Source organism: Paraherbaspirillum soli, assembly GCF_042654985.1.
GTDB lineage: Bacteria > Pseudomonadota > Gammaproteobacteria > Burkholderiales > Burkholderiaceae_D > Paraherbaspirillum > Paraherbaspirillum soli.
This window is the reverse complement of record NZ_JBHSMT010000008.1, coordinates 501,941-525,826: the sequence shown is the minus strand read 5'-3', so window position 1 is coordinate 525,826 and position 23,886 is coordinate 501,941. Positions and strand designations below refer to the sequence as shown.

The 23,886-nt window shown below is 59.8% G+C and carries 22 protein-coding genes; 12 read left to right on the top strand and 10 right to left on the bottom strand.

Going from position 1 to position 23,886, the window contains the following annotated elements; all coding sequences use genetic code 11:
- Positions 1–21 precede the first annotated feature (21 nt).
- The gene (locus tag ACFPM8_RS05125; protein WP_378995625.1) at positions 22–489 is read right to left on the bottom strand and encodes an Lrp/AsnC family transcriptional regulator; all 468 of its coding nucleotides are present in this window, start codon (positions 487–489) and stop codon (positions 22–24) included.
- 150 nt (positions 490–639) lie between these two features.
- Here ACFPM8_RS05125 and rocD point away from each other — a divergent pair, with 150 nt between their 5' ends.
- The 3 genes from rocD to metH all read left to right on the top strand — a co-directional run bounded on the left by rocD (position 640) and on the right by metH (position 6,630).
- Positions 640–1,875: an ornithine--oxo-acid transaminase gene (gene rocD, locus ACFPM8_RS05120; protein WP_378995623.1), complete on the top strand. Its 1,236-nt coding sequence runs from the start codon at positions 640–642 to the stop codon at positions 1,873–1,875.
- Positions 1,872–2,777, top strand: coding sequence for a dimethylarginine dimethylaminohydrolase family protein (locus ACFPM8_RS05115; protein WP_378995621.1), 906 nt, complete (start codon positions 1,872–1,874; stop codon positions 2,775–2,777). Before rocD ends, ACFPM8_RS05115 begins: the two co-directional genes overlap by 4 nt.
- A 91-nt stretch (positions 2,778–2,868) precedes the next feature.
- Positions 2,869–6,630: a methionine synthase gene (gene metH / locus ACFPM8_RS05110; RefSeq protein ID WP_378995619.1), complete on the top strand. Its 3,762-nt coding sequence runs from the start codon at positions 2,869–2,871 to the stop codon at positions 6,628–6,630.
- 98 nt (positions 6,631–6,728) lie between these two features.
- Here the strand turns inward: metH and ACFPM8_RS05105 are convergent, their stop codons facing one another.
- Entirely contained in the window at positions 6,729–6,986 is a 258-nt protein-coding gene (locus ACFPM8_RS05105) for a hypothetical protein (RefSeq protein WP_378995617.1), read from the bottom strand.
- Positions 6,987–7,411: 425 nt separating this feature from the next.
- On the opposite strand from ACFPM8_RS05105, the gene ACFPM8_RS05100 reads away from it, so the two are divergent.
- The 6 genes from ACFPM8_RS05100 to ettA all read left to right on the top strand — a co-directional run bounded on the left by ACFPM8_RS05100 (position 7,412) and on the right by ettA (position 13,153).
- On the top strand, positions 7,412–7,891 hold the full coding sequence (locus ACFPM8_RS05100; RefSeq protein WP_378995615.1) for an Hcp family type VI secretion system effector: 480 nt from the start codon (positions 7,412–7,414) through the stop codon (positions 7,889–7,891).
- Position 7,892: 1 nt separating this feature from the next.
- The gene (locus ACFPM8_RS05095) at positions 7,893–8,648 is read left to right on the top strand and encodes a hypothetical protein (protein ID WP_378995614.1); all 756 of its coding nucleotides are present in this window, start codon (positions 7,893–7,895) and stop codon (positions 8,646–8,648) included.
- A complete protein-coding gene (locus ACFPM8_RS05090) occupies positions 8,636–9,052 on the top strand; it encodes a hypothetical protein (protein ID WP_378995612.1) in 417 nt (138 codons plus the stop codon). The genes ACFPM8_RS05095 and ACFPM8_RS05090 overlap by 13 nt, the downstream gene beginning before the upstream one ends.
- A 194-nt stretch (positions 9,053–9,246) precedes the next feature.
- Entirely contained in the window at positions 9,247–10,494 is a 1,248-nt protein-coding gene (locus ACFPM8_RS05085) for a Bcr/CflA family multidrug efflux MFS transporter (RefSeq protein WP_378995610.1), read from the top strand.
- A 36-nt stretch (positions 10,495–10,530) separates the two neighbouring features.
- Positions 10,531–11,415: an EamA family transporter RarD gene (gene rarD, locus ACFPM8_RS05080; RefSeq protein ID WP_378995608.1), complete on the top strand. Its 885-nt coding sequence runs from the start codon at positions 10,531–10,533 to the stop codon at positions 11,413–11,415.
- 70 nt (positions 11,416–11,485) lie between these two features.
- Entirely contained in the window at positions 11,486–13,153 is a 1,668-nt protein-coding gene (ettA, locus tag ACFPM8_RS05075; protein WP_378995606.1) for an energy-dependent translational throttle protein EttA, read from the top strand.
- 121 nt (positions 13,154–13,274) lie between these two features.
- Here the strand turns inward: ettA and alr are convergent, their stop codons facing one another.
- On the bottom strand, positions 13,275–14,381 hold the full coding sequence (gene alr / locus ACFPM8_RS05070; RefSeq protein ID WP_378995604.1) for an alanine racemase: 1,107 nt from the start codon (positions 14,379–14,381) through the stop codon (positions 13,275–13,277).
- A 114-nt stretch (positions 14,382–14,495) separates the two neighbouring features.
- Positions 14,496–15,782, bottom strand: coding sequence for a D-amino acid dehydrogenase (locus ACFPM8_RS05065; protein WP_378995602.1), 1,287 nt, complete (start codon positions 15,780–15,782; stop codon positions 14,496–14,498).
- A gap of 131 nt (positions 15,783–15,913) precedes the next feature.
- Here ACFPM8_RS05065 and ACFPM8_RS05060 point away from each other — a divergent pair, with 131 nt between their 5' ends.
- Positions 15,914–16,405 (top strand): Lrp/AsnC ligand binding domain-containing protein, encoded by a 492-nt coding sequence (locus ACFPM8_RS05060; protein ID WP_378995600.1) that lies wholly within the window; start codon positions 15,914–15,916, stop codon positions 16,403–16,405.
- 199 nt (positions 16,406–16,604) lie between these two features.
- Here ACFPM8_RS05060 and ACFPM8_RS05055 read toward each other — a convergent pair whose 3' ends face one another.
- The 4 genes from ACFPM8_RS05055 to ACFPM8_RS05040 are packed head-to-tail and all read right to left on the bottom strand — an operon-like array spanning position 16,605 to position 18,522.
- Positions 16,605–16,925 carry a HigA family addiction module antitoxin gene (locus tag ACFPM8_RS05055; RefSeq protein WP_378995597.1) on the bottom strand — a complete coding sequence of 107 codons (321 nt, stop codon included), beginning with the start codon at positions 16,923–16,925 and terminating at the stop codon, positions 16,605–16,607.
- Positions 16,926–16,934: 9 nt separating this feature from the next.
- A complete protein-coding gene (locus ACFPM8_RS05050) occupies positions 16,935–17,213 on the bottom strand; it encodes a type II toxin-antitoxin system RelE/ParE family toxin (protein ID WP_378995595.1) in 279 nt (92 codons plus the stop codon).
- 38 nt (positions 17,214–17,251) lie between these two features.
- Positions 17,252–18,106 (bottom strand): pirin family protein, encoded by an 855-nt coding sequence (locus ACFPM8_RS05045; protein WP_378995593.1) that lies wholly within the window; start codon positions 18,104–18,106, stop codon positions 17,252–17,254.
- Positions 18,107–18,117: 11 nt separating this feature from the next.
- Positions 18,118–18,522 carry a DoxX family protein gene (locus tag ACFPM8_RS05040; protein WP_378995591.1) on the bottom strand — a complete coding sequence of 135 codons (405 nt, stop codon included), beginning with the start codon at positions 18,520–18,522 and terminating at the stop codon, positions 18,118–18,120.
- A gap of 153 nt (positions 18,523–18,675) precedes the next feature.
- Here ACFPM8_RS05040 and ACFPM8_RS05035 point away from each other — a divergent pair, with 153 nt between their 5' ends.
- Positions 18,676–19,587 (top strand): LysR family transcriptional regulator, encoded by a 912-nt coding sequence (locus tag ACFPM8_RS05035; protein WP_378995588.1) that lies wholly within the window; start codon positions 18,676–18,678, stop codon positions 19,585–19,587.
- A 93-nt stretch (positions 19,588–19,680) separates the two neighbouring features.
- Positions 19,681–20,997 carry a voltage-gated chloride channel family protein gene (locus ACFPM8_RS05030; RefSeq protein ID WP_378995586.1) on the top strand — a complete coding sequence of 439 codons (1,317 nt, stop codon included), beginning with the start codon at positions 19,681–19,683 and terminating at the stop codon, positions 20,995–20,997.
- Here ACFPM8_RS05030 and ACFPM8_RS05025 read toward each other — a convergent pair.
- Together ACFPM8_RS05025 and ACFPM8_RS05020 are read right to left on the bottom strand one after the other, a co-directional pair.
- Positions 20,994–22,046 (bottom strand): T6SS immunity protein Tli4 family protein, encoded by a 1,053-nt coding sequence (locus tag ACFPM8_RS05025; protein ID WP_378995584.1) that lies wholly within the window; start codon positions 22,044–22,046, stop codon positions 20,994–20,996. The two genes, ACFPM8_RS05030 and ACFPM8_RS05025, sit on opposite strands and share 4 nt — an antisense overlap.
- Positions 22,047–22,208: 162 nt before the next feature.
- Positions 22,209–23,459: an Hsp70 family protein gene (locus ACFPM8_RS05020; protein WP_378995582.1), complete on the bottom strand. Its 1,251-nt coding sequence runs from the start codon at positions 23,457–23,459 to the stop codon at positions 22,209–22,211.
- Between the last annotated feature and the right edge of the window lie 427 nt (positions 23,460–23,886).

Here is a 23,886-nt window from a genome sequence, read left to right as displayed (position 1 = left end):
TGCACAAATCGCTGATCGCCTTTAATCGACCAAGGGTAACGGGCTGGGCGGCTTGATCTCTTCCAGACACACCATGGACCGCACCCCGGCCACTCCGGGCACCTGCATCAGGCGATCGGTCAAAAACGCCGACAGCGATTTCAAATCGCTGGCAGCCACTTTCAGCAGGTAATCGAAATCGCCGGAAATGGTGTAGCACTCGAGGATTTCCGGGAACAGGCGGATCGCCTTTTCCAGTTTGCGCACTTGCGTGAATTGCTCGCGTGCGATGTTCAGGCTGACGAAGGCGACCACCCCGAGCCCTATCGAGGCCGGCTCCACTTGCGCCGAATAGCCGCGGATGATGCCTTCCTTTTCCAGCCGCTGGACCCGCCGGTAGCACTGCGGCGGCGACAAATTGACCTGCTCCGACAGCTCGACGTTGGAAGCGCGCCCGCTGACCTGCAAGGTCCGCAGCAGAATTCGATCAAATTTATCCAGTTTTTCCACAATAAACTCCATTGATGCACGATTCGTTCATATTCTATTGAATCGGCGAGCAATTATGCACAAATATTTCCACAGCTTATGAGTATCATGAGGGAATCTTCCGACTTACCAAGACACGCCTATCGCCATACTCATCTACCGGAGCCCACCATGAAAAACCCAGCAATTACCCTCGAGGACCGCTATTGTGCGCACAACTACCAGCCGCTGCCGGTAGTTCTCAGCAGCGGCCAAGGCATCTGGCTCCGGGATCAGGACGGCAAACGCTACATGGACATGATGTCGGCTTATTCGGCAGTCAGCTTCGGCCACAGCCACCCGGCGCTAGTTGCTGCGCTGACCAAGCAGGCAGGGCAGTTGGCAGTCACTTCGCGCGCGTTTTATACCGACCAGTTGGGACCGTTTTTACAATTGCTGTGTGAAATGACCGGCATGCCCAAAGCGTTGCCGATGAACAGCGGCGCCGAAGCGGTCGAAACGGCGATCAAGGCCGCCCGCAAATGGGGCTACAAGGTCAAGGGCATCGCCGATCAAAGTGCAGAAATCATCGTCTGCCGCGGCAACTTTGCCGGCCGCACCACCACCATCGTCGGCTTTTCGTCGGAACCGCAATACCGCGACGGCTTCGGGCCGTTTGCCGGCGGCTTCGTGAGCGTGCCGTTCGGCGATGCCGATGCACTGGAAAAAGCGATCACGCCGAATACCGCCGCATTCCTGGTCGAGCCGATCCAGGGTGAAGCCGGCATCATCGTGCCGCCCGAAGGCTATCTGAAAAAATGCCGCGAAATCTGCGACCGTCACAACGTGCTGCTGATCTGCGATGAGGTGCAAACCGGGCTGGGCCGCACCGGCCGCCTGCTAGCCAGCGAGCATGACGGCATCAAGCCGGACGGCCTGATCCTCGGCAAGGCGCTCGGCGGCGGCCTGCTGGCAGTCTCCGCATTCCTGGCGCGGGAAGATCTGATGGCCGTTTTTGCCCCCGGCGATCATGGCAGCACCTTCGGCGGCAACCCGCTGGCGGCAGCGGTCGGCCAAGCCGCGCTGCGCCTGCTGCGCGATGAAAAACTGGCCGATACCGCGCAACGCCTGGGCGAGCGCATGCTGGCCGGCTTGCGCGCAATCCAGCATCCGGCGATCCGCGCCATACGCGGCAGGGGCTTGCTGATCGGGATGGATCTGGACCCCGCCGTTATCACCGCCCGCGAATTTTGCGAGCGCCTGATGCAACAAGGCATCCTGACCAAGGATACGCATGACACCGTGGTGCGCTTTGCACCGCCGCTGATCATCACCGCCGACGAAATCGATGCCGCCCTGACCACCATCAGGCACGTATTCGAGACTTTATCCACCGCCGTTCCACTGACCGAAAAGAGCTACGCATGAGCGACAACCTGCTGGACCATACCGCCGACAATGGCAAGGACACATTCCTGATGTGCCCTCCCGATCATTTCGAAGTTTCCTATGTTATCAATCCGTGGATGGCTGGCAATATCGCGCAAGGCAATCACAGCATTGCGATGAGGCAATGGCTAGCGTTGGTGGAAGCCATCGCCAAAGTGGCCGACGTCAAATTGATGCCAGCCATGCCTGGTGTCCCGGATCTGGTGTTTACCGCCAACGCCGGCGTGGTGCTGGGCAATAAAGTCGTGCTGTCGCGCTTCCGCCATGTCGAACGCCAGGCCGAAGAAGTCTACTTTGACGCCGCCTTCAAGGAGCAAGGCTTCGAAGTGCTGACCGTGCCGCCGGAACTGCCGTTCGAAGGCGCCGGCGACGCCCTGATGGACCGCACTGAAAACCTGCTGTGGTTCGGTCACGGCCATCGTTCCGATGCGGCCTGCGCCGCGCAGCTGGAAGAGTTGCTGGACATCGAAGTGCAGCCGCTGAAGCTGGTCGACGAGCGCTTCTACCATCTGGATACCTGCTTTTGCCCGCTGGCAGGCGGTTACCTGATGTATTTCCCGGAAGCGTTCGACGCTGCTTCGCAGGCGAAGATTGCGGCGCGGGTGCCGGCTGACAAGCGGATCGTGGTCGGCAGCGAAGACGCCTTGCATTTCGCTTGCAACACCGTCAACTCCGGCCGTCATATTTTCCTGAACCAAGCCTCCGACGCACTGGTCACCGAATTGCAAGCCCGCGGTTTTGTTGTGCATCAAACACCGCTGACCGAATTCCTGAAGGCCGGCGGCGCCGCAAAATGCCTGACCTTGAAGTTGAACGAACCGCAACAAACAGTGTTATCGGAACCCCACGAGGAGCGCGTCGCGGCCTACGCAAGCCATTGATTTAACGTATAATTTCTGGCTTCTCCCTGGCAAGTAACCCGGCGCAATCCGCGACCGGGTTTTTTGCATTTCTACTGACCAGAGTACGCCAATGACGCCGCACGCCCCAGCTTCGACCTCCGCCACCGAAACCCGACTGCGCGAACTGCTCGCGCAGCGCATCCTGATCCTGGATGGCGCGATGGGCACCATGATCCAGCAATACAAGCTGACCGAAGAAGACTATCGCGGCGGCCCCAACGGCCGTTTCATCGACTTCACCGGCCCCGGCCGCGAGCTGTTCGTCAAAGGCAACAACGAGCTGCTGTCGCTGACCCAGCCGCACATCATCAGCGCCATCCATGAGCAATACCTGGCGGCCGGCGCCGATCTGATCGAAAGCAATACCTTCGGCGCCACCACCGTGGCCCAGGACGACTACCACATGGCGCACCTGGCCTATGAGATGAACGTCGCCTCGGCCCGGCTGGCGCGTGCCGCCTGCGACAAATACTCGACCCCGGACAAGCCGCGCTTCGTCGCCGGCGCGCTGGGACCGACGCCGAAGACCGCTTCGATTTCACCCGACGTCAACGACCCGGCGGCGCGCAATGTCACCTTCGACCAACTGGTCGCGGCCTACCTGGAACAAACCCGCGGCCTGGTCGAAGGCGGCGCCGACGTGCTGCTGGTCGAGACCATCTTCGACACCCTCAATTGCAAGGCGGCGCTGTTCGCCATCGACACCTTTTTCGAAGAGTCCGGCCTGCGTTTGCCGATCATGATTTCCGGCACCGTCACCGATGCCTCCGGCCGCATCCTGTCGGGCCAGACCGTGCCCGCTTTCTGGAACTCGGTGCGCCACGCCAAGCCGCTGACGGTCGGCCTCAACTGCGCGCTGGGCGCTGCGCTGATGCGGCCCTACGCCGAAGAACTGGCCACCATCGCCGACACCTTCGTCTGCATTTATCCGAACGCCGGCCTGCCCAACCCGATGAGCGATACCGGCTTCGACGAAACGCCCGATGTGACCTCGTCGCTGCTGAAAGATTTCGCCGAAAGCGGCTTCGTCAACATCGCAGGCGGCTGCTGCGGCACCACGCCGGCGCACATCAAGGCGATTGCCGACACCGTCGCCAGCATCGCCCCGCGCCGCGTGCCGGAAGCGACGCACGCGATGCGCCTGTCCGGCCTGGAACCGTTCACCATCGACGACAGCTCGCTGTTCGTCAACGTCGGCGAGCGCACCAACGTCACCGGCTCCAAAGCGTTCGCGCGCCTGATCCTCAACGAGCAATACGACGAAGCGCTGGCGGTCGCCCGCCAGCAGGTCGAAAACGGCGCCCAGATCATCGACATCAACATGGATGAAGCGATGCTGGATTCGGTCGCGGCCATGACCCGCTTCCTGAACCTGATCGCGTCCGAGCCGGACATCGCCCGCGTGCCGCTGATGATCGACTCGTCCAAATGGTCGGTGATCGAAGCCGGTCTCAAATGCGTGCAGGGCAAGGCCGTCGTCAATTCGATTTCGATGAAAGAGGGCGAGCCGGAATTCCTGCGCCAGGCCAAATTGTGCCGCCGCTACGGCGCCGCCGTGATCGTCATGGCCTTCGATGAAAAAGGCCAGGCCGACACCTTCGAACGCAAGATCGAAATCTGCGCCCGCGCCTACAAACTGCTGGTGGAGCAGATCGGCTTCCCGCCGGAAGACATCATTTTCGATCCCAACATTTTTGCGATTGCAACCGGCATCGAAGAGCACAACAACTACGCAGTCGATTTCATCAACGCCACGCGCTGGATTCGCGAGCATCTGCCGTACGCCAAGATCAGCGGCGGCGTCTCCAACGTCAGCTTCAGCTTCCGCGGCAACGACCCGGCGCGGGAAGCGATCCACACCGTGTTCCTGTATCACGCGATCAAGGCCGGCATGACGATGGGCATCGTCAACGCCGGCATGATGGGCGTGTACGACAACCTGCCGGCCGAATTGCGCGAGCGGGTCGAAGACGTGGTGCTCAATCGTCGTGAAGACGCAACCGAACGCATGATCGACATCGCCGCCACGCTGAAGGCCGGCGACAAGAAAGAAGAAGCGACGCTGGAATGGCGCAACGGCACCGTCCAGCAACGGCTGGCGCACGCGCTGGTGCAAGGCATCACGCAATGGATCGTGGAAGATACCGAAGAAGCGCGGCAGCAATTGCTGGGCAACGGCGGGCGGCCGATTCACGTGATCGAAGGGCCGCTGATGGATGGCATGAACATCGTCGGCGACCTGTTCGGCCAGGGCAAAATGTTCCTGCCGCAAGTGGTCAAATCGGCGCGCGTGATGAAGCAGGCGGTAGCCCACCTGATCCCCTACATCGAAGAAGAAAAACGCCTGCACGAAGAACTGACCGGGATCGCCGCCAAACCCAAGGGCAAGATCGTCATCGCGACAGTCAAGGGCGACGTCCACGACATCGGCAAGAACATCGTCTCGGTGGTCCTGCAATGCAATAACTTTGAAGTGGTCAACATGGGCGTGATGGTGCCCTGCTCAGAAATCCTGGCCATGGCCAAGGCCGAGAACGCCGACATCATCGGCCTCAGCGGCCTGATCACGCCGTCGCTGGAAGAGATGGCCCACGTCGCCAAGGAAATGCAGCGCGATCCGTATTTCCGCAGCGTCAAAATGCCGCTGCTGATCGGCGGCGCCACCACCAGCCGCGCCCACACCGCGGTCAAGATCGCGCCCAATTACGAAGGCCCGGTGGTCTACGTGCCGGACGCCTCGCGCTCGGTATCGGTGGCGCAATCGCTGCTAACGCCGGAACAGCGCGAGCAATACATCGAAGAAATCGCGGTCGACTACGAACGCATCCGCGAACAGCACGCCAACAAAAAAGCCGTGCCGCTGCTGACCCTGGCCGCCGCCCGCGAAAACCGCGCCCACCTCAGCTTTGCGCCGGTCAAGCCGAAGTTCATCGGCCGCCGGGTTTTCAAGAACGTCGATCTGGCGACCTTGGCGCGTTACATCGACTGGGGCCCGTTCTTCCAGACCTGGGACCTGGCCGGCCCTTATCCCGCCATCCTGACCGACGAAGTGGTCGGTGAAGCGGCCAGCAAGGTATTCGAAGAAGGCCAGGCGCTGCTGAAGAAAATCTGCGACGGCCGCTGGCTGACCGCCAACGGCGTGGTCGCGCTGATGCCGGCCAACAGCGTCAACGACGACGACATCGAAATTTATACCGACGAGACCCGCAGCCAGGTCGCGTTCACCTACTACGGCGTGCGCCAGCAAACCGTCAAGCCGGTGATCGACGGCATCGCCCGCCCGAATCAATGCCTGGCCGATTTCATCGCGCCCAAATCGTCCGGCATCGCCGACTACATCGGCTTGTTCGCGGTCACCAGCGGCATCGGCATCGAGAAATACGAACAGCGCTTCGAAGCCGCCAACGACGACTACTCATCGATCATGCTGAAGTCACTGGCCGACCGTCTGGCCGAAGCGTTCGCCGAATACCTGCATGAAAGAGTGCGCAAGGATCTGTGGGGCTACGCCCCGCACGAAGACTTGTCGAACGAAGCGCTGATCAAGGAAAGCTACAGCGGCATCCGCCCCGCACCCGGCTACCCGGCCTGCCCGGAACACACAGTCAAGGCCGACATGTTCAAGCTCTTGCAATGCGACGAAATCGGCATGCAAGTCACCGAATCGTTCGCCATGTTCCCCGGCGCGGCGGTATCCGGCTTCTACATGGCGCATCCCGAGTCGAAGTATTTTGTCGTCGGCAAAATCGGCGACGACCAGGTCAGCGACATGGCGGCACGGCGCAACGTGCCCAAGGAAGAAGTCGAGCGCTGGCTGGCGCCGAATTTGTAAAAAGAAGTAGGGCGGAAAAGCGCAGCGCCTTCCGCCGTTGGATGCGCCACCTGCGTTCGATGCATCCAAAACGGCGGATAACGCTACGCTCATCCGCCCTACTTCTTGCGCGTTTTCTTGCTCTCTTCAAATTGCTCGCGCATCACATCGAACAGGTTGTGCCTGTCGTCGGCCAGGTCGATGATGGCCTGCACCAAGTCATGCGTCATCTTGTTGTCTTTGGAAATCTCGCGCAGCGGCCGCAACAGCCGCCGCACTTCTTCCAGGCAGATCATGCCCAGGCGTGCGGCTTCGAGCGCTTCATCGAGGTAATCGGGACAGATAATTTTTTTGTCGGGCGTGATAGCGAAGGTCATGCGGGCTCCTGTGTGGTGAGGTTAATCGAGCCGCGCTGCCAAAACGGGAGGGCGGCGAAAAGCAAGGTTGACAGACCGGCCCTGGTAACAACCCGTTCCACCGGCAGCCCGAAGGCTCCCCGCCATCGCCGCCCGGAGAGGGCAGAGATAGGAACGGACGCACAGACCGCATGGCGCGGTCCGTACATACCAGGAGGCAGGCTGTCAAACCAGGTCCCTTCTTTATTCAGGGACGGGAGCGACTATAGACCTTCTTTAGCATTACGGCAACAAGCATGCCGTATCCAAGGTCTCGGTTCTCTGAGCATCAACGTCGCACCACATAGCGACAGAAAATTCACCGTACAACTTCTAGAATTTTCTTATATACAAGATTTTATCGACGGTCAGAATGAGTACCTTCACTCACAAAAGAAGAGGCTCAGATGACTCAGGACATGTTTCTCAAAATCGCTGGCATCAACGGCGAAGCACAGGATGCAAAACACCGGGACGAAATCGAGATTCATAGCTGGTCTTGGAATATGAGCCAACAATCAAACATGCATTCAGGCTCAGGTGGTGGATCGGGGAAAGCTACGGTGGGAGATCTGACTTTCTTTCACAAACTTGATCGTGCCAGTCCAAATCTGATGAAGTACTGCTTGGCTGGCAAACATATTAGCGAAGCAGTTCTTATTTCAAGGAAGGCAGGCGGAAGTCCGCTCGAATTTCATAAAATCACGATGAGCGACGTGATTGTATCCAGCGTGTCGTTGAACGCAAACGGAGACGCAGGAGGTATGGAAACCGTAAGTCTGTCATTCTCAAAAGTCGCACAAGAATATGTCGTGCAAAATGCGCAAGGCGGCAGCGGCGGTTCTGTCATCGCATCCTTCGACATCAAAGCCAACAGAGAAACATAAAATGGCTGATGAAAAAGCACGGTATAGCTATGCGGTCAAAGCGTCCGAAACGGTCAATATCGCTTTCCCGGTGGCCGCGAACATAGCGTGGGATGGTTATTGGCGCGCTGCCTATGAAAAAGCAAATGCAGTTATCCAGAAACAAGCCAACGAGTTTGTGCGTCGTGGGAATATCACTCTGGAAGAAGCGCGCAATCTTGTGGAAGTTCAGCGCAACGGACTGGTTATTGAGATGCGCAAACCGCTAAGCCCGTTCGGCCGGTTCTATTCTGAAACACTCAAGCCATCCAACAGACTGCCAACCTTGGAGAGCCTTCTCGCAAAGAAAGGGAGCATCCAGGCCGTCCTGGTCAGTACCGGCAAAACCCGCGCCGTAACGAACCGCATCGCCTTCATTAGTCGTACAGCCGGTTCGGCCGGTATCGTCCTGGAGATAGTCGCCATTGCCGTAGTCATTGAACAAACTCCCGAAAAACAAAAGGCGCAGGTGACAGCCGAACAGATCAGTGGTGCGGTAGGTGGCTTGTCTGGTGGAACATACGGAATGTGGCGCGGTGCTGTCGCTGGTGCCGCATGGGCAGGTACGTGGGCTTCGCCGACTCTTGCAATCCCGGTGATTGGCGAAATTACGGAGGGAAGCGCGATTATTCTCGGTGGCATCATAGGCGGACTATTTTTTAGCTGGCTCGGACACGAAGCGGGTCATACGGCAGCGCATCATGTCTGGAAACTATTACCGATCCAATGGACGCAATGATTCAATTTTTGAGCAAGATTAAACGTGCACTCATCCCTTCCGGAACAGAGAGCATCAGTCGATTGCCATCGCGCCGTCTTGCGGGAAATTGCCGCTTTACTGCTAGCGATAACGGCGTATTGCTACACGACGAATCAAGCGATTATTCCAGATTGGTTAAATGGGACGAAATTGGGGAGATCGTTGTGATTCGCGTTGAGCGGTGGGTCGGGGATACCTTGCTGCTTGTTTTCGAATTACGTGAGGGCGGCACATTCCAGGTGCCCGAAGATCATCCAGACTGGAAATCACTTGGTAACGCCATATGTCGCCATCTGCCCAATGCCAAACAGCCTGACATGTGGTTTCTGGAGGCCGTCTCCTCAAAGGTCGGCTCTGTCCAGATTTATCCTCAACCCATTTGATGTCGCGTCCAATCAGGACATATCCATCACGCCAATCAGAGGCGTCTCGCCACTGACGATATAAACTGATCCGCCGCAGCCCCCGGCAAATACCGGCGCGTTGGTGTAACATGGCATCCCTTGTTTCCGGCCGTAAAAAACACTGCACGCGCCGCCAAAGAAATCTCTTCCTGCGCAATTCCAAAGCACCATTCATGACAAACACACCTGATTCTTCCAGCCCGGAGAAATTATTGCCGGGCTGGCTTGTATTACTCGGCGCATTGATCGCCATCGGTCCGCTGTCGATCGATATGTATCTGCCGAGCTTTCCTACCATCGCGCAGCAATTCGGGGTCGGCAGCAATCTGGTGCAACTGACCCTGGCGGCTTTTCTGGTCGGGCTGGCGGCCGGGCAAATGTTGTACGGCCCGGTCAGCGACCGGTTCGGCCGCAAGCCGCCGCTGTATGTCGGCATGGGGCTGTATCTGTTGGGCTCGCTGGCTTGCATGCTGTCGCAAGACGTTTTCATGCTGATTTTTTTCCGCTTCGTGCAGGGCTTGGGCGGCTGTGCCGGGATGGTGATCAGCCGTGCGGTGATCCGCGACCGGCTGGGCGTCACCGGTTCGGCCCGCGCATTTTCATTGGTGATGCTGGTGATGGGGGTGGCGCCTATCCTGGCGCCGCTGATCGGCGGCGGCGTGCTCAAGCTGTGGGGCTGGCGCGTGATTTTCGGCGCGCTGGCGGCTTTCGGCCTGCTGTGCTTGCTGGCGATCCATTACACGATGCAGGAAACGCTGGACCGCAATAAAGCAGCGCCGCTGCATATGGGCCATGTGTTGAAGCAATACGGCCGGCTATTGCTGGACCGCCAGTTCGTTGCGTACACCCTGGTCGGCGGCTTGATCCAGGGCGGCATGTTTGCCTACATCACCGGTTCCTCGTTTGTGCTGATCGAGCTGCATGGCATCAAACCGGAAAATTTCGGCTGGGTGTTCGGCACCAATGCTTTCGGCTTGATTGCAGCGTCGCAGATCAATGCCCGGCTGGTCGGCCAATACTCGCTCGATGCCATCCTCGGCCGCGCGCTGTGGCTGCCGGCCGGCTTAAGTCTGGCAGTGGCCTTGCTGGTGGCCGGCGGCATCAATCATCTGGCGATCCTGTTGGTCGGATTCTTTTGCTTCCTCGCCAGCTACGGCTTTATCAGTCCGAATGCGTCGGCGATCGCGCTGTCGCAACAAGGCAAGCAGGCCGGCACCGCATCGGCCTTGATGGGCACCTTGCAATTGGCGCTCGGCTTTTTGACCGGCGTCAGCATGAGTTTGTGGCACGATGGCAGTGCGTTGCCGTTGATGACGGTGATGGCGGTGTGCGGCGTCGGAGCCTTGCTGGTGCATCGCTTCATCGCCCGGCCGGAACATGCGCGGCTGACGCAAACGGCGGCCAAACCCGCGCAACAATAAGCACCGCATCTCTCTCTTTTTTAGCTGGAATTCGTCATGCAAGCAGGTATGTTTTACGCCGCCACCGCCTATATTCTGTGGGGCATTTTTCCGTTGTACTTCAAGGCGCTGCACGAGATCCCGCCGGTCGATATCGTGATGCACCGGATGATTTGGTCGTTCCTGTTTTTGCTGGCGGTACTGGCGGTGCGCAAGCAATGGGCCTGGGTCGGCCCGTTGCTGCGCCAACCGCGCGTGATCGGCGGCTTTGCTTTTAGCGCGCTGCTGCTGGCGGCCAACTGGCTGACGTATATCTGGGCGGTCAACAATGACCATATCGTCGATGCCAGCTTGGGCTATTTCATCAGCCCGCTGGTCAGCGTGGCGCTGGGCTATGTGTTTTTGCGCGAACGGCCAGGACTGATGCAATGGCTGTCGATCTTGCTAGCGGCTGCCGGCGTGATGTGGCTGACTTGGCACACCGGCCGCTTTCCGTGGGTGGCGCTGACCTTGGCGGCCAGTTTCGGCGGCTACGGTTTGTTGCGCAAGACCGCCAGCCTCGGCGCGCTACATGGCTTGGTGCTGGAGACGGCGCTGGTGCTGCCGCTGTCGCTGGCGTATCTGGCCGTCACCACCGTGCAGGGACATAACAGTTTTATCGAGGCATCCACGTCGTCGCAATGGCTGCTGGCTGCCGCCGGTCCGATCACGTCGATCCCGTTGCTGCTGTTCGCGGCCGGCGCCCGCCGCATTCCATTGTCGCTGGTCGGCTTGCTGCAGTACATCACGCCGACCTTGCAATTGCTGCTGGGCGTCTGGCTGTATAACGAACCGCTGGACGGCGCCAAGCTGACCGGCTTCATCGTGATCTGGAGCGCATTGGCGCTGTATTCCGCGGATGGCTTGTGGCGCACTTGGAAGCGCGGCACGGTTGCAGGCTGACGCCGCCACTTCGGTTATCCTTGGCAGTCGGTTTTATTCCATTCATTTTTACTTAACTCAACTATTTTCCATGGCCCAATACGTCTACACAATGAACAAGGTCGGCAAGATCGTGCCGCCCAAACGTCAGATTCTGAAAGATATCTCGCTGTCGTTTTTCCCTGGCGCCAAGATCGGCGTGCTGGGCCTGAACGGCTCCGGCAAATCGACACTGCTGAAAATCATGGCCGGCATCGATAAAGACATCCAGGGCGATGCGGTGCCGATGCCGGGATTGAACATCGGCTACCTGCCGCAAGAGCCGCAGCTGGACCCGGAGCAAACCGTGCGCCAGGCAGTCGAAGGCGGCCTGGGCGAAGCGTTCGAAGCGCGCGCAAAGCTGGATGCGGTGTATGCCGCGTATGCCGAGCCGGACGCCGACTTCGACGCGCTGGCCGCGGAACAAGGCCGGCTGGAAGCAATCATCTCCACCGTCGACGGCGGCAACCTGGAATTGCAATTGGAAATGGCGGCCGACGCATTGCGCCTGCCGCCATGGGACGCCAAGATCGGCGTCTTGTCCGGCGGTGAAAAGCGCCGCGTCGCGCTGTGCCGCCTGCTGCTGTCCAAGCCCGACATGCTGCTGCTGGACGAGCCGACCAACCATCTGGATGCCGAATCGGTCGAGTGGCTGGAACAGTTTCTGCAACGCTTCCCCGGCACCGTGGTCGGCATCACCCATGATCGCTACTTCCTGGATAACGCCGCCGAGTGGATCCTGGAACTGGACCGCGGCCACGGCATCCCGTGGAAGGGCAATTACAGTTCGTGGCTGGAACAAAAGGGCAACCGCCTGAAGCAGGAAGAAGCGACCGAATCGTCGCGCCAGAAAACCATCGCCAAGGAATTGGAATGGGTGCGCCAGAATCCGAAAGGCCGCCAAGCCAAGAGCAAGGCCCGTCTGGCGCGCTTCAATGAATTGAGCGAACACGAATACCAGAAGCGCAACGAAACCCAGGAAATCTTCATCCCGGTCGCCGAGCGCCTGGGCAATGAAGTGATCGAGTTCGTCAACGTCTCGAAATCGTTCGGCGACCGGATGCTGATCGACAACCTGAGCTTCCGCATCCCGGCCGGCGCGATCGTCGGCATCATCGGCCCCAACGGCGCCGGTAAATCGACCTTGTTCAAAATGATCACCGGCAAGGAACAGCCGGACAGCGGCCAAGTCGTGATCGGCCAGACCGCCAAAGTGTCTATCGTCGATCAGTCGCGCGACGCGCTGCAGGACGGTCAAACCGTGTTCCAGGACGTGTCCGGCGGCGCCGACATCCTGACCGTGGGACGCTTCGAAATGTCGTCGCGCGCCTATCTGGGCCGCTTCAACTTCAAGGGCGGCGACCAGCAAAAAATCGTCGGCAACCTGTCCGGCGGCGAACGCGGCCGCCTGCATCTGGCCAAGACCCTGCTACAAGGCGGCAACGTGCTGCTGCTGGATGAACCGTCCAACGACCTCGACGTCGAAACCCTGCGCGCGCTGGAAGATGCGTTGCTGGAATTCGCCGGCAGCGTGATGGTGATCAGCCACGACCGCTGGTTCCTGGACCGCATCGCGACCCATATCCTGGCGTTCGAGGGCGACTCGCAAGTGTCGTTCTTCGACGGCAATTATCAGGAATATGAAGCAGACAAGCGCAAGCGCCTGGGTGAAGAGGGCGCCAAGCCTAAGCGGATTCGCTACAAGCCTGTGACGCGTTGATGAGGAAGTTGTAGGGCGGAAAAGCGCAGCGTCTTCCGCCGTTTTGGATGCATCACACGCCTGTGAGGCATCCGACGGCGGATAACGCTTCGCTCATCCGCCCTACATTGCAGGCAGCAAACTACCCGCCAACATATTCCCGGTAATAACGATTGCCCAAACTGGTCAGCACCTCGTAGCCAATGGTTCCGGCCAGTTCGGCCACCGCATCGACCGGATGTTGCGCGCAAATCAAATCGACCGCGGCACCGGCATATAGGCGTTCCGCCGCAATCGCGCTGACGTCGAGCGTGATCGAATCCATCGAGATGGTGCCCACCATCGGCACCGCAACACCGTCAATAAACGCCACGCCGCGATGACTCATGCTGCGCAGCCAGCCGTCCGCATAGCCGACCGAGACGGTGGCGATCCGGCGTTGTTCGCTGGCGCTGTAACGGCTGCCGTAGCCAACATGGTCGCCGCGCTCGATGAGGCGGGTTTGCAGGATTCGCCCCTGCAACGAGGCCACCGGCTGCAGCGGATTGGCGGCGCCGGCCACCGGTGCAATGCCGTATAGCGCGGCACCGGGACGCACCAGATCGAACTGGAAGTCGGGCCCCAGGAAAATCCCGGAAGAATTCGCCAGGCTGGCGGCAACGTTCGGCAGCCGCTGACGCAGCGCGTTGAAGCGCGCCAGTTGCGTGCCGTTCATCGGATGATCCTGATGCTCGGCGCAGGCCAGATGACTCATCACATAGAGCAACTGGATGCTCTTCATGAATGCGGAATTGTCCAGCCAAGCCTCCACTTCCACAGGCGACAACCCCATGCGCGACATGCCGGTATCGACCTGGACGATGGCGGGCAGTGCTTGGCCCATTTCCAGCGCCAACGCATGCCAGGCCTGGATTTGTTGCAGCGAATTGAGCACCGGGATCAGCTGGTGGACGATGCATTCCTTTTCTGCGCCGGGCGGCACCCCATGCAGCACGAAAATTTCAGCCGGCGGCGGCAGGTGCGGACGCAGCGCAATCGCTTCATCCAGATGGGCGACAAAGAAATGGCGGCAACCTTCGGCCGCCAATGCCGGTGCGACCCGGTCGGCGCCCAGACCGTAGGCGTTGGCTTTGAGGACGGCGGCGCAGGCCGCGCTGCCGGCTTGTTGACGCAGCAGGCGGTAGTTGGCGCGCAGCGCGTTCAAGTCGATCGTCAGGACGGCGCCGGCGTGAGATTTTTGTGGATGCATGGTGCTCGTTTATTTATGCGTAGGGCGGATGAGCGTAGCGTTATCCGCCGCGGGTGTTTGACACGCATTTAGAACGGCGGATAACGCTGCGCTCATCCGCCCTACTTAATGGACTCAGGCGTAGACCGGACGCGCTGCCTGACTATTCTGTTTGGAGTATCGAGCAACCGCCAGATCGTCCGATGCAATCGCCGGACGCCGTCCGGAAATCAGGTCGGACAGCAATTGCGCCGAACCGCAGGACATGGTCCAGCCGAGCGTGCCGTGACCGGTGTTGAGGAACAGGTTGCGGATGCGGGTGGCGCCGACGATAGGCGTGCCGTCCGGCGTCATCGGCCGCAAGCCGGTCCAGAAGCTGGCGGCGGCGCTGTCGCCGGCACCGGGGAACAGGTCGTTGACCACCATTTCCAGGGTGGCGCGGCGTTTCGGCTTGAGGGTCTTGTCGAAGCCGACGATCTCGGCCATGCCGCCGACCCGGATCCGGTTGTCGAAGCGCGTGATGGCGATCTTGTAGGTTTCGTCGAGGATGGTCGAGACCGGCGCCTTGTCGGCATCGGTGATCGGCACGGTGATCGAATAGCCCTTCAGCGGGTACACCGGGATATCCACCAGCGAGCCCAGGAAGCCGGTCGAATAAGCGCCCAGCGCCACCACGTAGCTATCGGCTTGCAGATATTCGGAGCCGCACTGGACACCAGCGATCTCGCCGTTGGCCAGGGTCAGGCCGTCGATTTGCAGGTTGTAGCGGAAGCGCACGCCGAGTTCTTCAGCCATCTTCGCCAGCCGCGTGGTGAACATCTGGCAGTCGCCGGTTTCATCGTTCGGCAGCCGCAGTGCGCCGCTCAGTTTGTGCTTGACCGCGGCTAGTGCCGGTTCGGCGCTGGCCAGTTGATCGGGACTCAGCAGCTCGAACGGGACGCCGCTGTCTTTCAGTACCTGGATGTCTTTGGCCGCATCGTCCAGTTGTTGCTGGGTGCGGAACACTTGCATCGTGCCTTGCTGCCGGCCTTCGTAGGCAATCCCGGTATCGGCGCGCAGGGTCTTGAGGCAATCGCGGCTGTATTCGGCCAGCCGCACCATGCGCTCCTTGTTGATCGCATAACGGGCCGAGGTGCAGTTGCGCAGCATTTGCCACATCCAGCGCATCTGGAACAAGGTGCCGTCCGGCGTGATCGACAGCGGCGCGTGTTCTTGCAGCATCCATTTCAGCGCTTTCAGCGGAATCCCGGGGGCCGCCCAAGGCGAAGCGTAGCCGGGAGAAATCTGGCCGGCGTTGGCGAAACTGGTTTCTTCCGCCGGCCCCGGCTGCCGATCGATGACCGTCACTTCATGCCCGGCGCGGGCCAAATAATAAGCGCTGGTGACGCCGACGACACCGCTGCCAAGAATAAGCACCCGCATGGTAAGACTCCGAATTAAGATATTTCTGATTACAGGAAATAGCGCTATCCTAGTTGCTATTCTGCAGCGTTTGTTCATGTATATATTCACAAATTCAGTAATTAATACTAAAAATATCTCGGAAATCAGTCATGAGAATCCATAAGGAATCGACCCGCAGCCTGGACAAGCTGGACCGCCATATTCTGCGCTTGTTGCAACAGGACGGCCGGATGTCGATGAAGGATCTGGGCGAGCAGGTGGGACTGTCGATCACGCCCTGCATCGAACGGGTCAAGCGGATGGAGCGCGACGGCGTGATCGACGGTTATTACGCCCGCATCAACCCGGCCGCGGTCGGCGCCAAGCTGCTGGTGTTCGTCGAAATCACGCTCAACCAGAAATCGGCGAATGCGTTCGAACAGTTCCGGCGTGAAGTGCTGCGCATCCCGGAAGTGCTGGAGTGCCACTTGGTCTCGGGCGATTTCGACTACCTGATCAAGGCCAGGATCCGTGAAATGGCCGAGTACCGCAAACTGCTGGGAGACATGCTGCTGCAACTGCCGGGGGCGGCGCAGTCGAAGAGCTATGTGGTGATGGAGGAGATCAAGGAGACGCTGGCGTTGTCGATGGAGGGGAATTAGACGATATCCGCCGAAGAAAAGTAGGGCGGAAAAGCGTAGCCCTTGCAGGGCGCGTATCCGCTTGCAAGCGGATACCGTTCCGCAGGCAGATGGCATGCCATCTGAAACCCCTGCTACACCCTTCCGCCGTTTTGGATGCGTCAAACACTTGTGGCACATCCAGCGGCGGATAACGCTGCGCTCATCCGCCCTACAGTGTCTATGCGGCGTGCGCCAACTCAGCCATTGGTTGTATCTCTTGCATGATTTTTTGCCAAACTTCGGCCTCGGTAATTTTCAAATCATAAGTTTGCTGAAGGTTTAACCAAGACTGCGCATCGCCGCCGAAGTAGCGCGCCAGCCGCAGGGCCGTGTCGGGCGTGATGCCGCGCCGCTCCAGCACGATGTCGTTGATGCGTCCGGGCGGGACATGCAGGGCTTTGGACAGCGCGTTGGCGCTGATGCCAAGCGGCTTCAGAAAGTCCTCGCGCAGGATTTCTCCGGGGTGAATCGGGCGCATGCCGTTGTTGAACTTGCTCATGTTTTACTCCTAGTGGTAATCCACAATTTCGACTTGCTCCGGGCCTTCGTCGGTCCAGACAAAACACAGCCGCCATTGTCCGTTGATACGAATACTGTGCTGACCGTTACGGTCGCCCGCCAATTGTTCCAGGCGATTGCCAGGCGGCGAGCGCAGAAAGTCCAGCGTCGCCGCACTGTCTAGTTGCTGCAATTTGCGCTCGGCTACTGAGGCGATATTGGCAAAACGGGCGACTTTCTTACCTTCATACAGTTTCTGGGTGTCAGCGCAGGAGAAGGATTGAATCATCGCTAGAGTATATGCCGCTTATCGGTAAGCGGCAAACCTCAAATCTTCCCATCCCGAAAATCCTGCATCGCCTGTTCCACCTGCTCGCGGGTATTCATCACAAACGGTCCCCATTGAGCAATCGGCTCATTCAGCGGCTTGCCGGCAATCAGCAGGAAGCGACTGTCGCCCTGTGCCTGCACCGTCACACCGGCGGCATCGGCGCTATTGCTCAAAATCGCCATCCGGCCCGCCGGTGCCAGCCGTGCATCTTCACCAACTTTCAGGCCGCCTTCGAATACGTACAGGAAGGCGTTGTGGCCGGCCGGGATAGGCAAGTCCAGCTGTTGGCCGGCTGCCAGCCGGACATCCAGGTACAGCGGCTCGGTGCTGGGCTTTTGCACTGCGCCCGTGGTGCCGAAGGCGGAACCGGCGATGACCCGTACTTGCACTCCCGCCTGCGGCGACACTTCAGGAATCTCGGCCGACGGTATGTCGCGATAGCTCGGCGTCGCCATCTTGTCCTTGCCGGGCAAGTTGACCCATAGCTGGAAACCGCTCATCAAACCGTTTTCCTGCTCGGGCATTTCGGAGTGCACCAGGCCGCGGCCGGTGGTCATCCATTGCACCCCGCCCGGTTGCAACAGGCCCTCATGGCCGGCGTTGTCGCGATGGCGCATGCGGCCGGCCAGCATGTAGGTGACGGTTTCGAAGCCGCGGTGCGGGTGGTTCGGGAAACCAGCCAGATAGTCGTCCGGCCGATCCGAGTGGAACGCATCCAGCATCAGGAACGGGTCTAGCCGATGTTGCAGATCGTGGGTCAATACCCGCACCAGGCTGACGCCGGCGCCGTCCGTGGTCGGGATGCCTGTGACCAGGCGTTCGAGCTGGCGATTGAAGTTTGTAGCTGTCATGATGCCGCTCCTTAAATTGTGTTCGATTTAGCTGGTTGGCCCGCACTCACTTCAAGCGCGGCCACCATCAACAGCGCTCCGATCAGCGCGATGTTTTTCAGGAAATGGGTGAGCTGGCCTTGCATGCTGGTGGCGTCCGCGGCCCAGAAGCGATGCGCGGTCAAGGTCGCGGCGACGGTGAACAGCGCCACCAGCACGGCTGCCGGACGCACCTGCCAGCCGCTCGCGATGGCCAGGCCGCCGCCGATTTCAACCGCGATCGTGGCGATCACGGCCAGCATGGCAAACGGTACGCCGAGGCCGGCCATCCAGCCGACCGTGGCGGTGAAGGCGGTGAGCTTGAGGATGCCGGAGACGATAAACAAGGAGGCGAGCAGGGCGCGGCCGGAACGATACAGTGTTGGAGAGATGATCATGATATTTCCAATATAAAAAGAGTTGTGAAGTAGTCTTGCAGACTGCTCGATAAGTGATGCAGCCAGTGACGACAGATTAGCGCTGTCTTTATCCACAAAAAACTGACTATCTTTTTATAATCACTATCTAAATATTAGATAATGTTGAGCATCATGAATATCGAACGACTATCCCTGGACCAATTGCGGGTGTTTGCCCAGGTGGCCGACAGCGGCAGCTTTCTGGCCGCGGCACGGGCCCTGGCGCGGGCGCAATCGGCCGTCAGCTACGCCGTCACGACCCTGGAAAACCAGCTCGGTGTGGCGTTGTTCGACCGCAGCCAATACCGGCCGCAATTGAGCGAGGCCGGCAAGGAATTGTTGCGCGATGCGCGTCAGGTGCTGGACCAGGTCGATGCGTTGCAAGCGCGCGCCAGCGCCTATGCTCAGGGTCAGGAGCTGGAGATCACGCTGGCGCTCGACGTGTTCTTCCCGACCGCGGCGCTGGTCGGCTTGCTGCAAGGCTTTCGCGCCGCTTTTCCGGGTGTCACGGTGCGGCTGGAAATCGAGGCGCTGGGCGCGGTGGCCGAGCGGGTGCTGGACGGCGAGGCGATGCTGGGCATACTCGGCACCTTGCCGATCGTGCCCGCCCATCTGTTGCACATCAGTTTGCCGACTGTGCTGCTGGTGGGGGTGGCCGCACCGTCGCATCCGCTGGCGCAAGTCACAGGCCGGGTGCCCGAGCGGCTGCTGGCGCAGCAGGTGCAACTGGTGTTGAGCGACCGCAGCGCGCTGACCGCGAACCAGGATTTTTCGGTGCACTCGTCGCTGTCCTGGCGCATGAGCGACCTCGGCACCAAGCACGCGCTGCTGCGCGCCGGCCTCGGTTGGGGTTATATGCCGCGGCATGTGGTGGCGGACGATCTGGCGGCGGGGCGGCTGGTGACTATCCGGACCGGCGCGCATCCGCCGGCAGGGCTTGCATTGCCGATGCAATGTATTTATCGTCCCGACCACCGGGTCGGCCCGGCATTGAGCTGGTGGCTGGATGCGCTGGCGCAATTGACCAGCTTCGATCCGGCGTAGGTTGCGGTTGAGCCGAAGGCGAAGCCCAACGTTTAGTCATGATTAAAGAAATGTCGGGCTTTGCAACCCAAGCAATTGTTCTCCTTGAAAGCCATGAAAAGAAAAAACCTCCCCGAGCAATTTTTGATGCTGCTGTATCTCGGCCGCTGGCTGCTGTTGGCGTCTATCGTCGGCGCGCTGGCGGGAGCGGCGTCGGCCGCCTTGCTGGCCGCGCTGGACTGGGCCGGCGACACCCGCAGCGCGCATCGCTGGCTGCTGTGGCTGTTGCCGCTGGCCGGCTTTGCGGTCGGACTGATTTATCACTTGCTGGGCAAGTCGGTCGAGGGCGGCAACAATCTGCTGATCGATGAAATCCACGATCCGAAAAAGATTGTGCCGAAGCGCATGGCGCCGCTGATTTTTATCGGCACCGTGATGACCCATTTGTTCGGCGGTTCTGCCGGGCGCGAGGGAACGGCAGTGCAGATGGGCGGCGCGCTGGCGGATTTTGTGACGCGGGTGGCCGGATTGAAGCAGGACGACAGGCGCATTTTGCTGATGGCCGGGATCAGCGCCGGCTTTGCTTCGGTGTTCGGAACGCCGCTGGCGGGCGCGGTGTTCGGGCTGGAAGTATTGGCCATCGGTCGGCTGCGTTACGACGCGATTCTGCCGTGCTTTGTCGCCGCGATCATCAGCGACCAGCTGCCGGCTTTGCTCGGCGTGCACCATACCCATTACGCGGTGCCGTTGGTGCCGCACTTCAGCCTGGGCATCTTCGGCGCGACCGTGCTGGCCGGGATCGTGTTCGGCCTGGCCGGGATGGTGTTTGCGCAAGCGACCCATGGTTTGTCGCGCGGATTCAAGCGCTGGATTGCCTGGCCGCCGTTGCGGCCGCTGATCGGCGGCGCGGTGGTGGTGGCGCTGGCGCTGCTGCCGGCCACCGACAAATATCTTGGATTGGGCATTCCGACCATCGTCGAGGCGTTCCAGCAGCCGCTGCCGGCGTATGACTTCGCCGCCAAAATCGTGTTCACGGTGATCACCTTGGCGTCCGGTTTCAAGGGCGGCGAAGTGACGCCGCTGTTCTATATCGGGGCGACCTTGGGCAACGCCTTGAGTTATGTACTGGCGCTGCCGTTGCCGCTGCTGGCCGGGCTCGGATTCGTGGCGGTATTTGCCGGCGCGGCCAATACACCGATCGCCTCGGCCATCATGGCGATCGAACTGTTCGGCCCCGAAATCGGCCCGCTGGCCGCGATCGCCTGCGTCGTCAGCTACCTGTTCTCCGGTCATACCGGGATTTATCATGCGCAGCGGATAGGGCATTCGAAACGGCTGCCGCTGCCCGAGGGCATGCGGCTGTCCGAGATTGCGGTGTTTCGTAAAAAGCAGGGTGAGGCTGCGGACAAAAAGGATGACGGTGCAAATTAGTGGACTTGCGGCACTGCTTCCGCGCTGCCGACTTTGGCCGGACTGGTCGGGCGCAGCCGGATCGAGTTGACGATGCTGTCGAATAGTTTGATGGCATCGTCGTCACTCAGAGCAGAGCGACGGGCTTGCCCGTTCAACGGCGTCCCGCTTGCGAACTGCACAACGAGATCAGGCGACAAGACATGATCTTTCGTTCCCGCGGCCTCCCACATGAAGGAATGCTGCTGCTCGAAGCTTCCATCGGCCGGCATCAACTCCAGAATTTCTTCACCTTGACGGCCGTTAGCTTGATGCACGCCGCGGCGCAAGGTTTTTATTTTCCCCGCCAGCGCTGCCGGTGCCGGATGGCTATCGACACGCTGCAACAGCGATTCCTCGCCAGCTTTACTGACGGTTGACGTGATCACGGTAATGGCCAGATCGGGCCAGCGCGCAAAGCGAAAATCAATAGCCGCGTCCTCATCTTGAGTGTGACTTGCGTCATCTGCGACGAATCCGTTTTCAAAGCAAAACCCGGGTTCCGATGGAATTTCGTCCGGCTGACGGACGCGCAAGTGAGGGAGTAGATCACGCTGAACAGGATTTAAGACCTTGCTGCGGAATACATCTTCGCCGACCAAAGAATTTTTGTATTTCAGCGAAAACAAGCGGTCATGATCCAGTTTATAGGCCTCAAAACCATAGTCCTTAGCGCCAAACATATTCTCGAAGGTCACTAATATCCGACCGCTCGGCCCTATGCCATGCGCTTCTTTTAACGATCTGGCTTCATCCGGATCGATTGCCTTGAGCGCCGCCTCGCGCTTATCCATGCGTGCTTCGAAATCTTTCGCGTCGATCTTGCTTACTTCGGATTCGATCCGGCCAAACATGTATTTATTGGTCTGGCCGTTGATCTCGGCTTCTTTCGGCATATCCACCAGGAAGCGACCTACACAGTAGGTTTTTGTGTCGCTCGTCACAGGTTCTTTGGCGTAGGCGCTCAGGAGGCCGAAGCCGGCGAGGATAGCGAAGGCAACTCGGGCGAGTCGCGGGCGGAAGCGGGTCATGTTTCTCCTTTACTTGGTGGTGGGCACTAAGGCGCCCTGAATAATTTCGCCAAGACAATACAGGAGTTTTCCAAGCACATTGCTAACTTTGTTGCTCTCGTCGTAACCAACGCCTTTCAAGCTGAGGAGATGTGGCGTTTGCGCAAAACGTCCGGGCCGTGCTCAGCCAAATTTCCTGACCGCATCCAGCGCCAACCCGGCGCCGATGCTGCCGAACAAATCGCCCTCGACCGCCTTGGCCGCCGGCACCAGCGCCGCGATTTTCTGGCGCAGCAGACCGACGCCGCTGGAGCCGCCGGTAAAGAACACCGTATCGACCTGGGCCGCCGTGACGCCGGCGTCGCGCAGCAAATTGGCGACCGTGTCTTCCACCGAAGTCACCAGATGCCCGATGCTGCTGTTGAATTGCTCGCGATGCAGGCCCAGTGTCTGGCCGGGAGCGATGCGGTCCAGGCTCAGTTCCACCGACTCGGCATCGGACAGGCCGATCTTGCCTTGCTCCACCTGCAACGCCAGCCAGTGACCGGCGCGCTGTTCGACCAGATCCAGCAGGCGGCCGAATTTGTCGCGCTCGACGGTATCCCGATGCACGTCCTTCAATTGCAGCCATGCTTTGCGGGTGTAAATCTGGTTGATCGTGTGCCAAGTTGCCAGGTTGAAGTAGTAGCTGGACGGCACTTCGCTATTGTTCAGCAGGCGGCTACCCAGGCCCAGCATCGGCATCACGCTCGACAGACTCAGGTATTTATCGAAATCGGTGCCGCCGATATGGACCCCGCCGGTCGCCAGGATATCGTCGCGGCGCTCGCTTTTATGCGCCCGTTCCGGCGCCAGCCGCACCAGCGAAAAGTCGGAAGTCCCGCCGCCGATGTCGGCGATCAGCACCAGTTCTTCGCGCTCGATCCCGGATTCGTAATCGAACGCCGCGGCGATCGGTTCGTACTGGAAAGCAATATCTTTGAAGCCGACCGAACGCGCGATTTCTTCCAGCGTGTCTTGCGCGCGTTGGTCGGCAGTCGGATTGTCATCGACGAAAAAGACTGGACGGCCCAGCACCACGCTGGAGAATTCCTGGCCAGCAACCCGTTCCGAACGATTTTTCAATTCGCCGATGAAATGCGTCAGCAGGCTGCGAAACGGCAAAGCGCGGCCGCCGACTTCGGTTTGGGCATCGATCAGACTGGAGCCGAGCAGGCTTTTCAGCGAGCGCATCAAGCGCCCTTCATACCCGGCCAGATAACCGGCCAGCGCGGCCCGGCCGAAGCTGAACGCCTCGTCCTCGGCGTTATAGAACACCACCGACGGCAAAGTGACCTTGCCGTCTTCCAGCTGAAGCAAGGCAGCATGCCCAGGCCGGCTCCAGCCGACGGTGGAATTTGACGTACCAAAATCGACGCCGCAAGCTTTTGACATGCCAACCTCACAAATGAAAAAAGGCCGGCAATGGTATACCAAACCGGGGGTAAAAGGTGGGCGGTCGTGACTATGCCATTGGGCAACTTGACTTGCCTGTTTTCAATAGCGCTTACGTAAAAATGGCGAGGAGTAGGGCGGATGAGCGCAGCGTTATCCGCCGCTTGATGCACCACATGTGGTTGACACGTCCGAAACGGCGGAAGACGCTACGCTTTTCCGCCCTACGCGGCTGATTTTCAATTTGGCTTGCGCAAAAATGGCGGGGAGTAGAGTGGATGAGCGCAGCGTTATCCACCGCTTGATGCACCGCATATGGTTGACGCGTCCGAAACGGCGGAAGGCGCTGCGCTTTTCCGCCCTACGCGGCTGTTTTCAATTTGGCTTGCGCAAAAATGGGAGGAGTAGGGCGGATGAGCGCAGCGTT

Excerpts from the sequence above, each read along its gene's own strand:
- rocD (WP_378995623.1), top strand. The coding sequence starts at position 640 with ATGAAAAACCCAGCAATTACCCTCGAGGACCGCTATTGTGCGCACAAC.
- ACFPM8_RS05115 (WP_378995621.1), top strand. The coding sequence starts at position 1,872 with ATGAGCGACAACCTGCTGGACCATACCGCCGACAATGGCAAGGACACA.
- metH (WP_378995619.1), top strand. The coding sequence starts at position 2,869 with ATGACGCCGCACGCCCCAGCTTCGACCTCCGCCACCGAAACCCGACTG.
- ACFPM8_RS05105 (WP_378995617.1), bottom strand. The coding sequence starts at position 6,986 with ATGACCTTCGCTATCACGCCCGACAAAAAAATTATCTGTCCCGATTAC.
- ACFPM8_RS05100 (WP_378995615.1), top strand. The coding sequence starts at position 7,412 with ATGACTCAGGACATGTTTCTCAAAATCGCTGGCATCAACGGCGAAGCA.
- ACFPM8_RS05095 (WP_378995614.1), top strand. The coding sequence starts at position 7,893 with ATGGCTGATGAAAAAGCACGGTATAGCTATGCGGTCAAAGCGTCCGAA.
- ACFPM8_RS05090 (WP_378995612.1), top strand. The coding sequence starts at position 8,636 with ATGGACGCAATGATTCAATTTTTGAGCAAGATTAAACGTGCACTCATC.
- ACFPM8_RS05085 (WP_378995610.1), top strand. The coding sequence starts at position 9,247 with ATGACAAACACACCTGATTCTTCCAGCCCGGAGAAATTATTGCCGGGC.
- rarD (WP_378995608.1), top strand. The coding sequence starts at position 10,531 with ATGCAAGCAGGTATGTTTTACGCCGCCACCGCCTATATTCTGTGGGGC.
- ettA (WP_378995606.1), top strand. The coding sequence starts at position 11,486 with ATGGCCCAATACGTCTACACAATGAACAAGGTCGGCAAGATCGTGCCG.
- alr (WP_378995604.1), bottom strand. The coding sequence starts at position 14,381 with ATGCATCCACAAAAATCTCACGCCGGCGCCGTCCTGACGATCGACTTG.
- ACFPM8_RS05065 (WP_378995602.1), bottom strand. The coding sequence starts at position 15,782 with ATGCGGGTGCTTATTCTTGGCAGCGGTGTCGTCGGCGTCACCAGCGCT.
- ACFPM8_RS05060 (WP_378995600.1), top strand. The coding sequence starts at position 15,914 with ATGAGAATCCATAAGGAATCGACCCGCAGCCTGGACAAGCTGGACCGC.
- ACFPM8_RS05055 (WP_378995597.1), bottom strand. The coding sequence starts at position 16,925 with ATGAGCAAGTTCAACAACGGCATGCGCCCGATTCACCCCGGAGAAATC.
- ACFPM8_RS05050 (WP_378995595.1), bottom strand. The coding sequence starts at position 17,213 with ATGATTCAATCCTTCTCCTGCGCTGACACCCAGAAACTGTATGAAGGT.
- ACFPM8_RS05045 (WP_378995593.1), bottom strand. The coding sequence starts at position 18,106 with ATGACAGCTACAAACTTCAATCGCCAGCTCGAACGCCTGGTCACAGGC.
- ACFPM8_RS05040 (WP_378995591.1), bottom strand. The coding sequence starts at position 18,522 with ATGATCATCTCTCCAACACTGTATCGTTCCGGCCGCGCCCTGCTCGCC.
- ACFPM8_RS05035 (WP_378995588.1), top strand. The coding sequence starts at position 18,676 with ATGAATATCGAACGACTATCCCTGGACCAATTGCGGGTGTTTGCCCAG.
- ACFPM8_RS05030 (WP_378995586.1), top strand. The coding sequence starts at position 19,681 with ATGAAAAGAAAAAACCTCCCCGAGCAATTTTTGATGCTGCTGTATCTC.
- ACFPM8_RS05025 (WP_378995584.1), bottom strand. The coding sequence starts at position 22,046 with ATGACCCGCTTCCGCCCGCGACTCGCCCGAGTTGCCTTCGCTATCCTC.
- ACFPM8_RS05020 (WP_378995582.1), bottom strand. The coding sequence starts at position 23,459 with ATGTCAAAAGCTTGCGGCGTCGATTTTGGTACGTCAAATTCCACCGTC.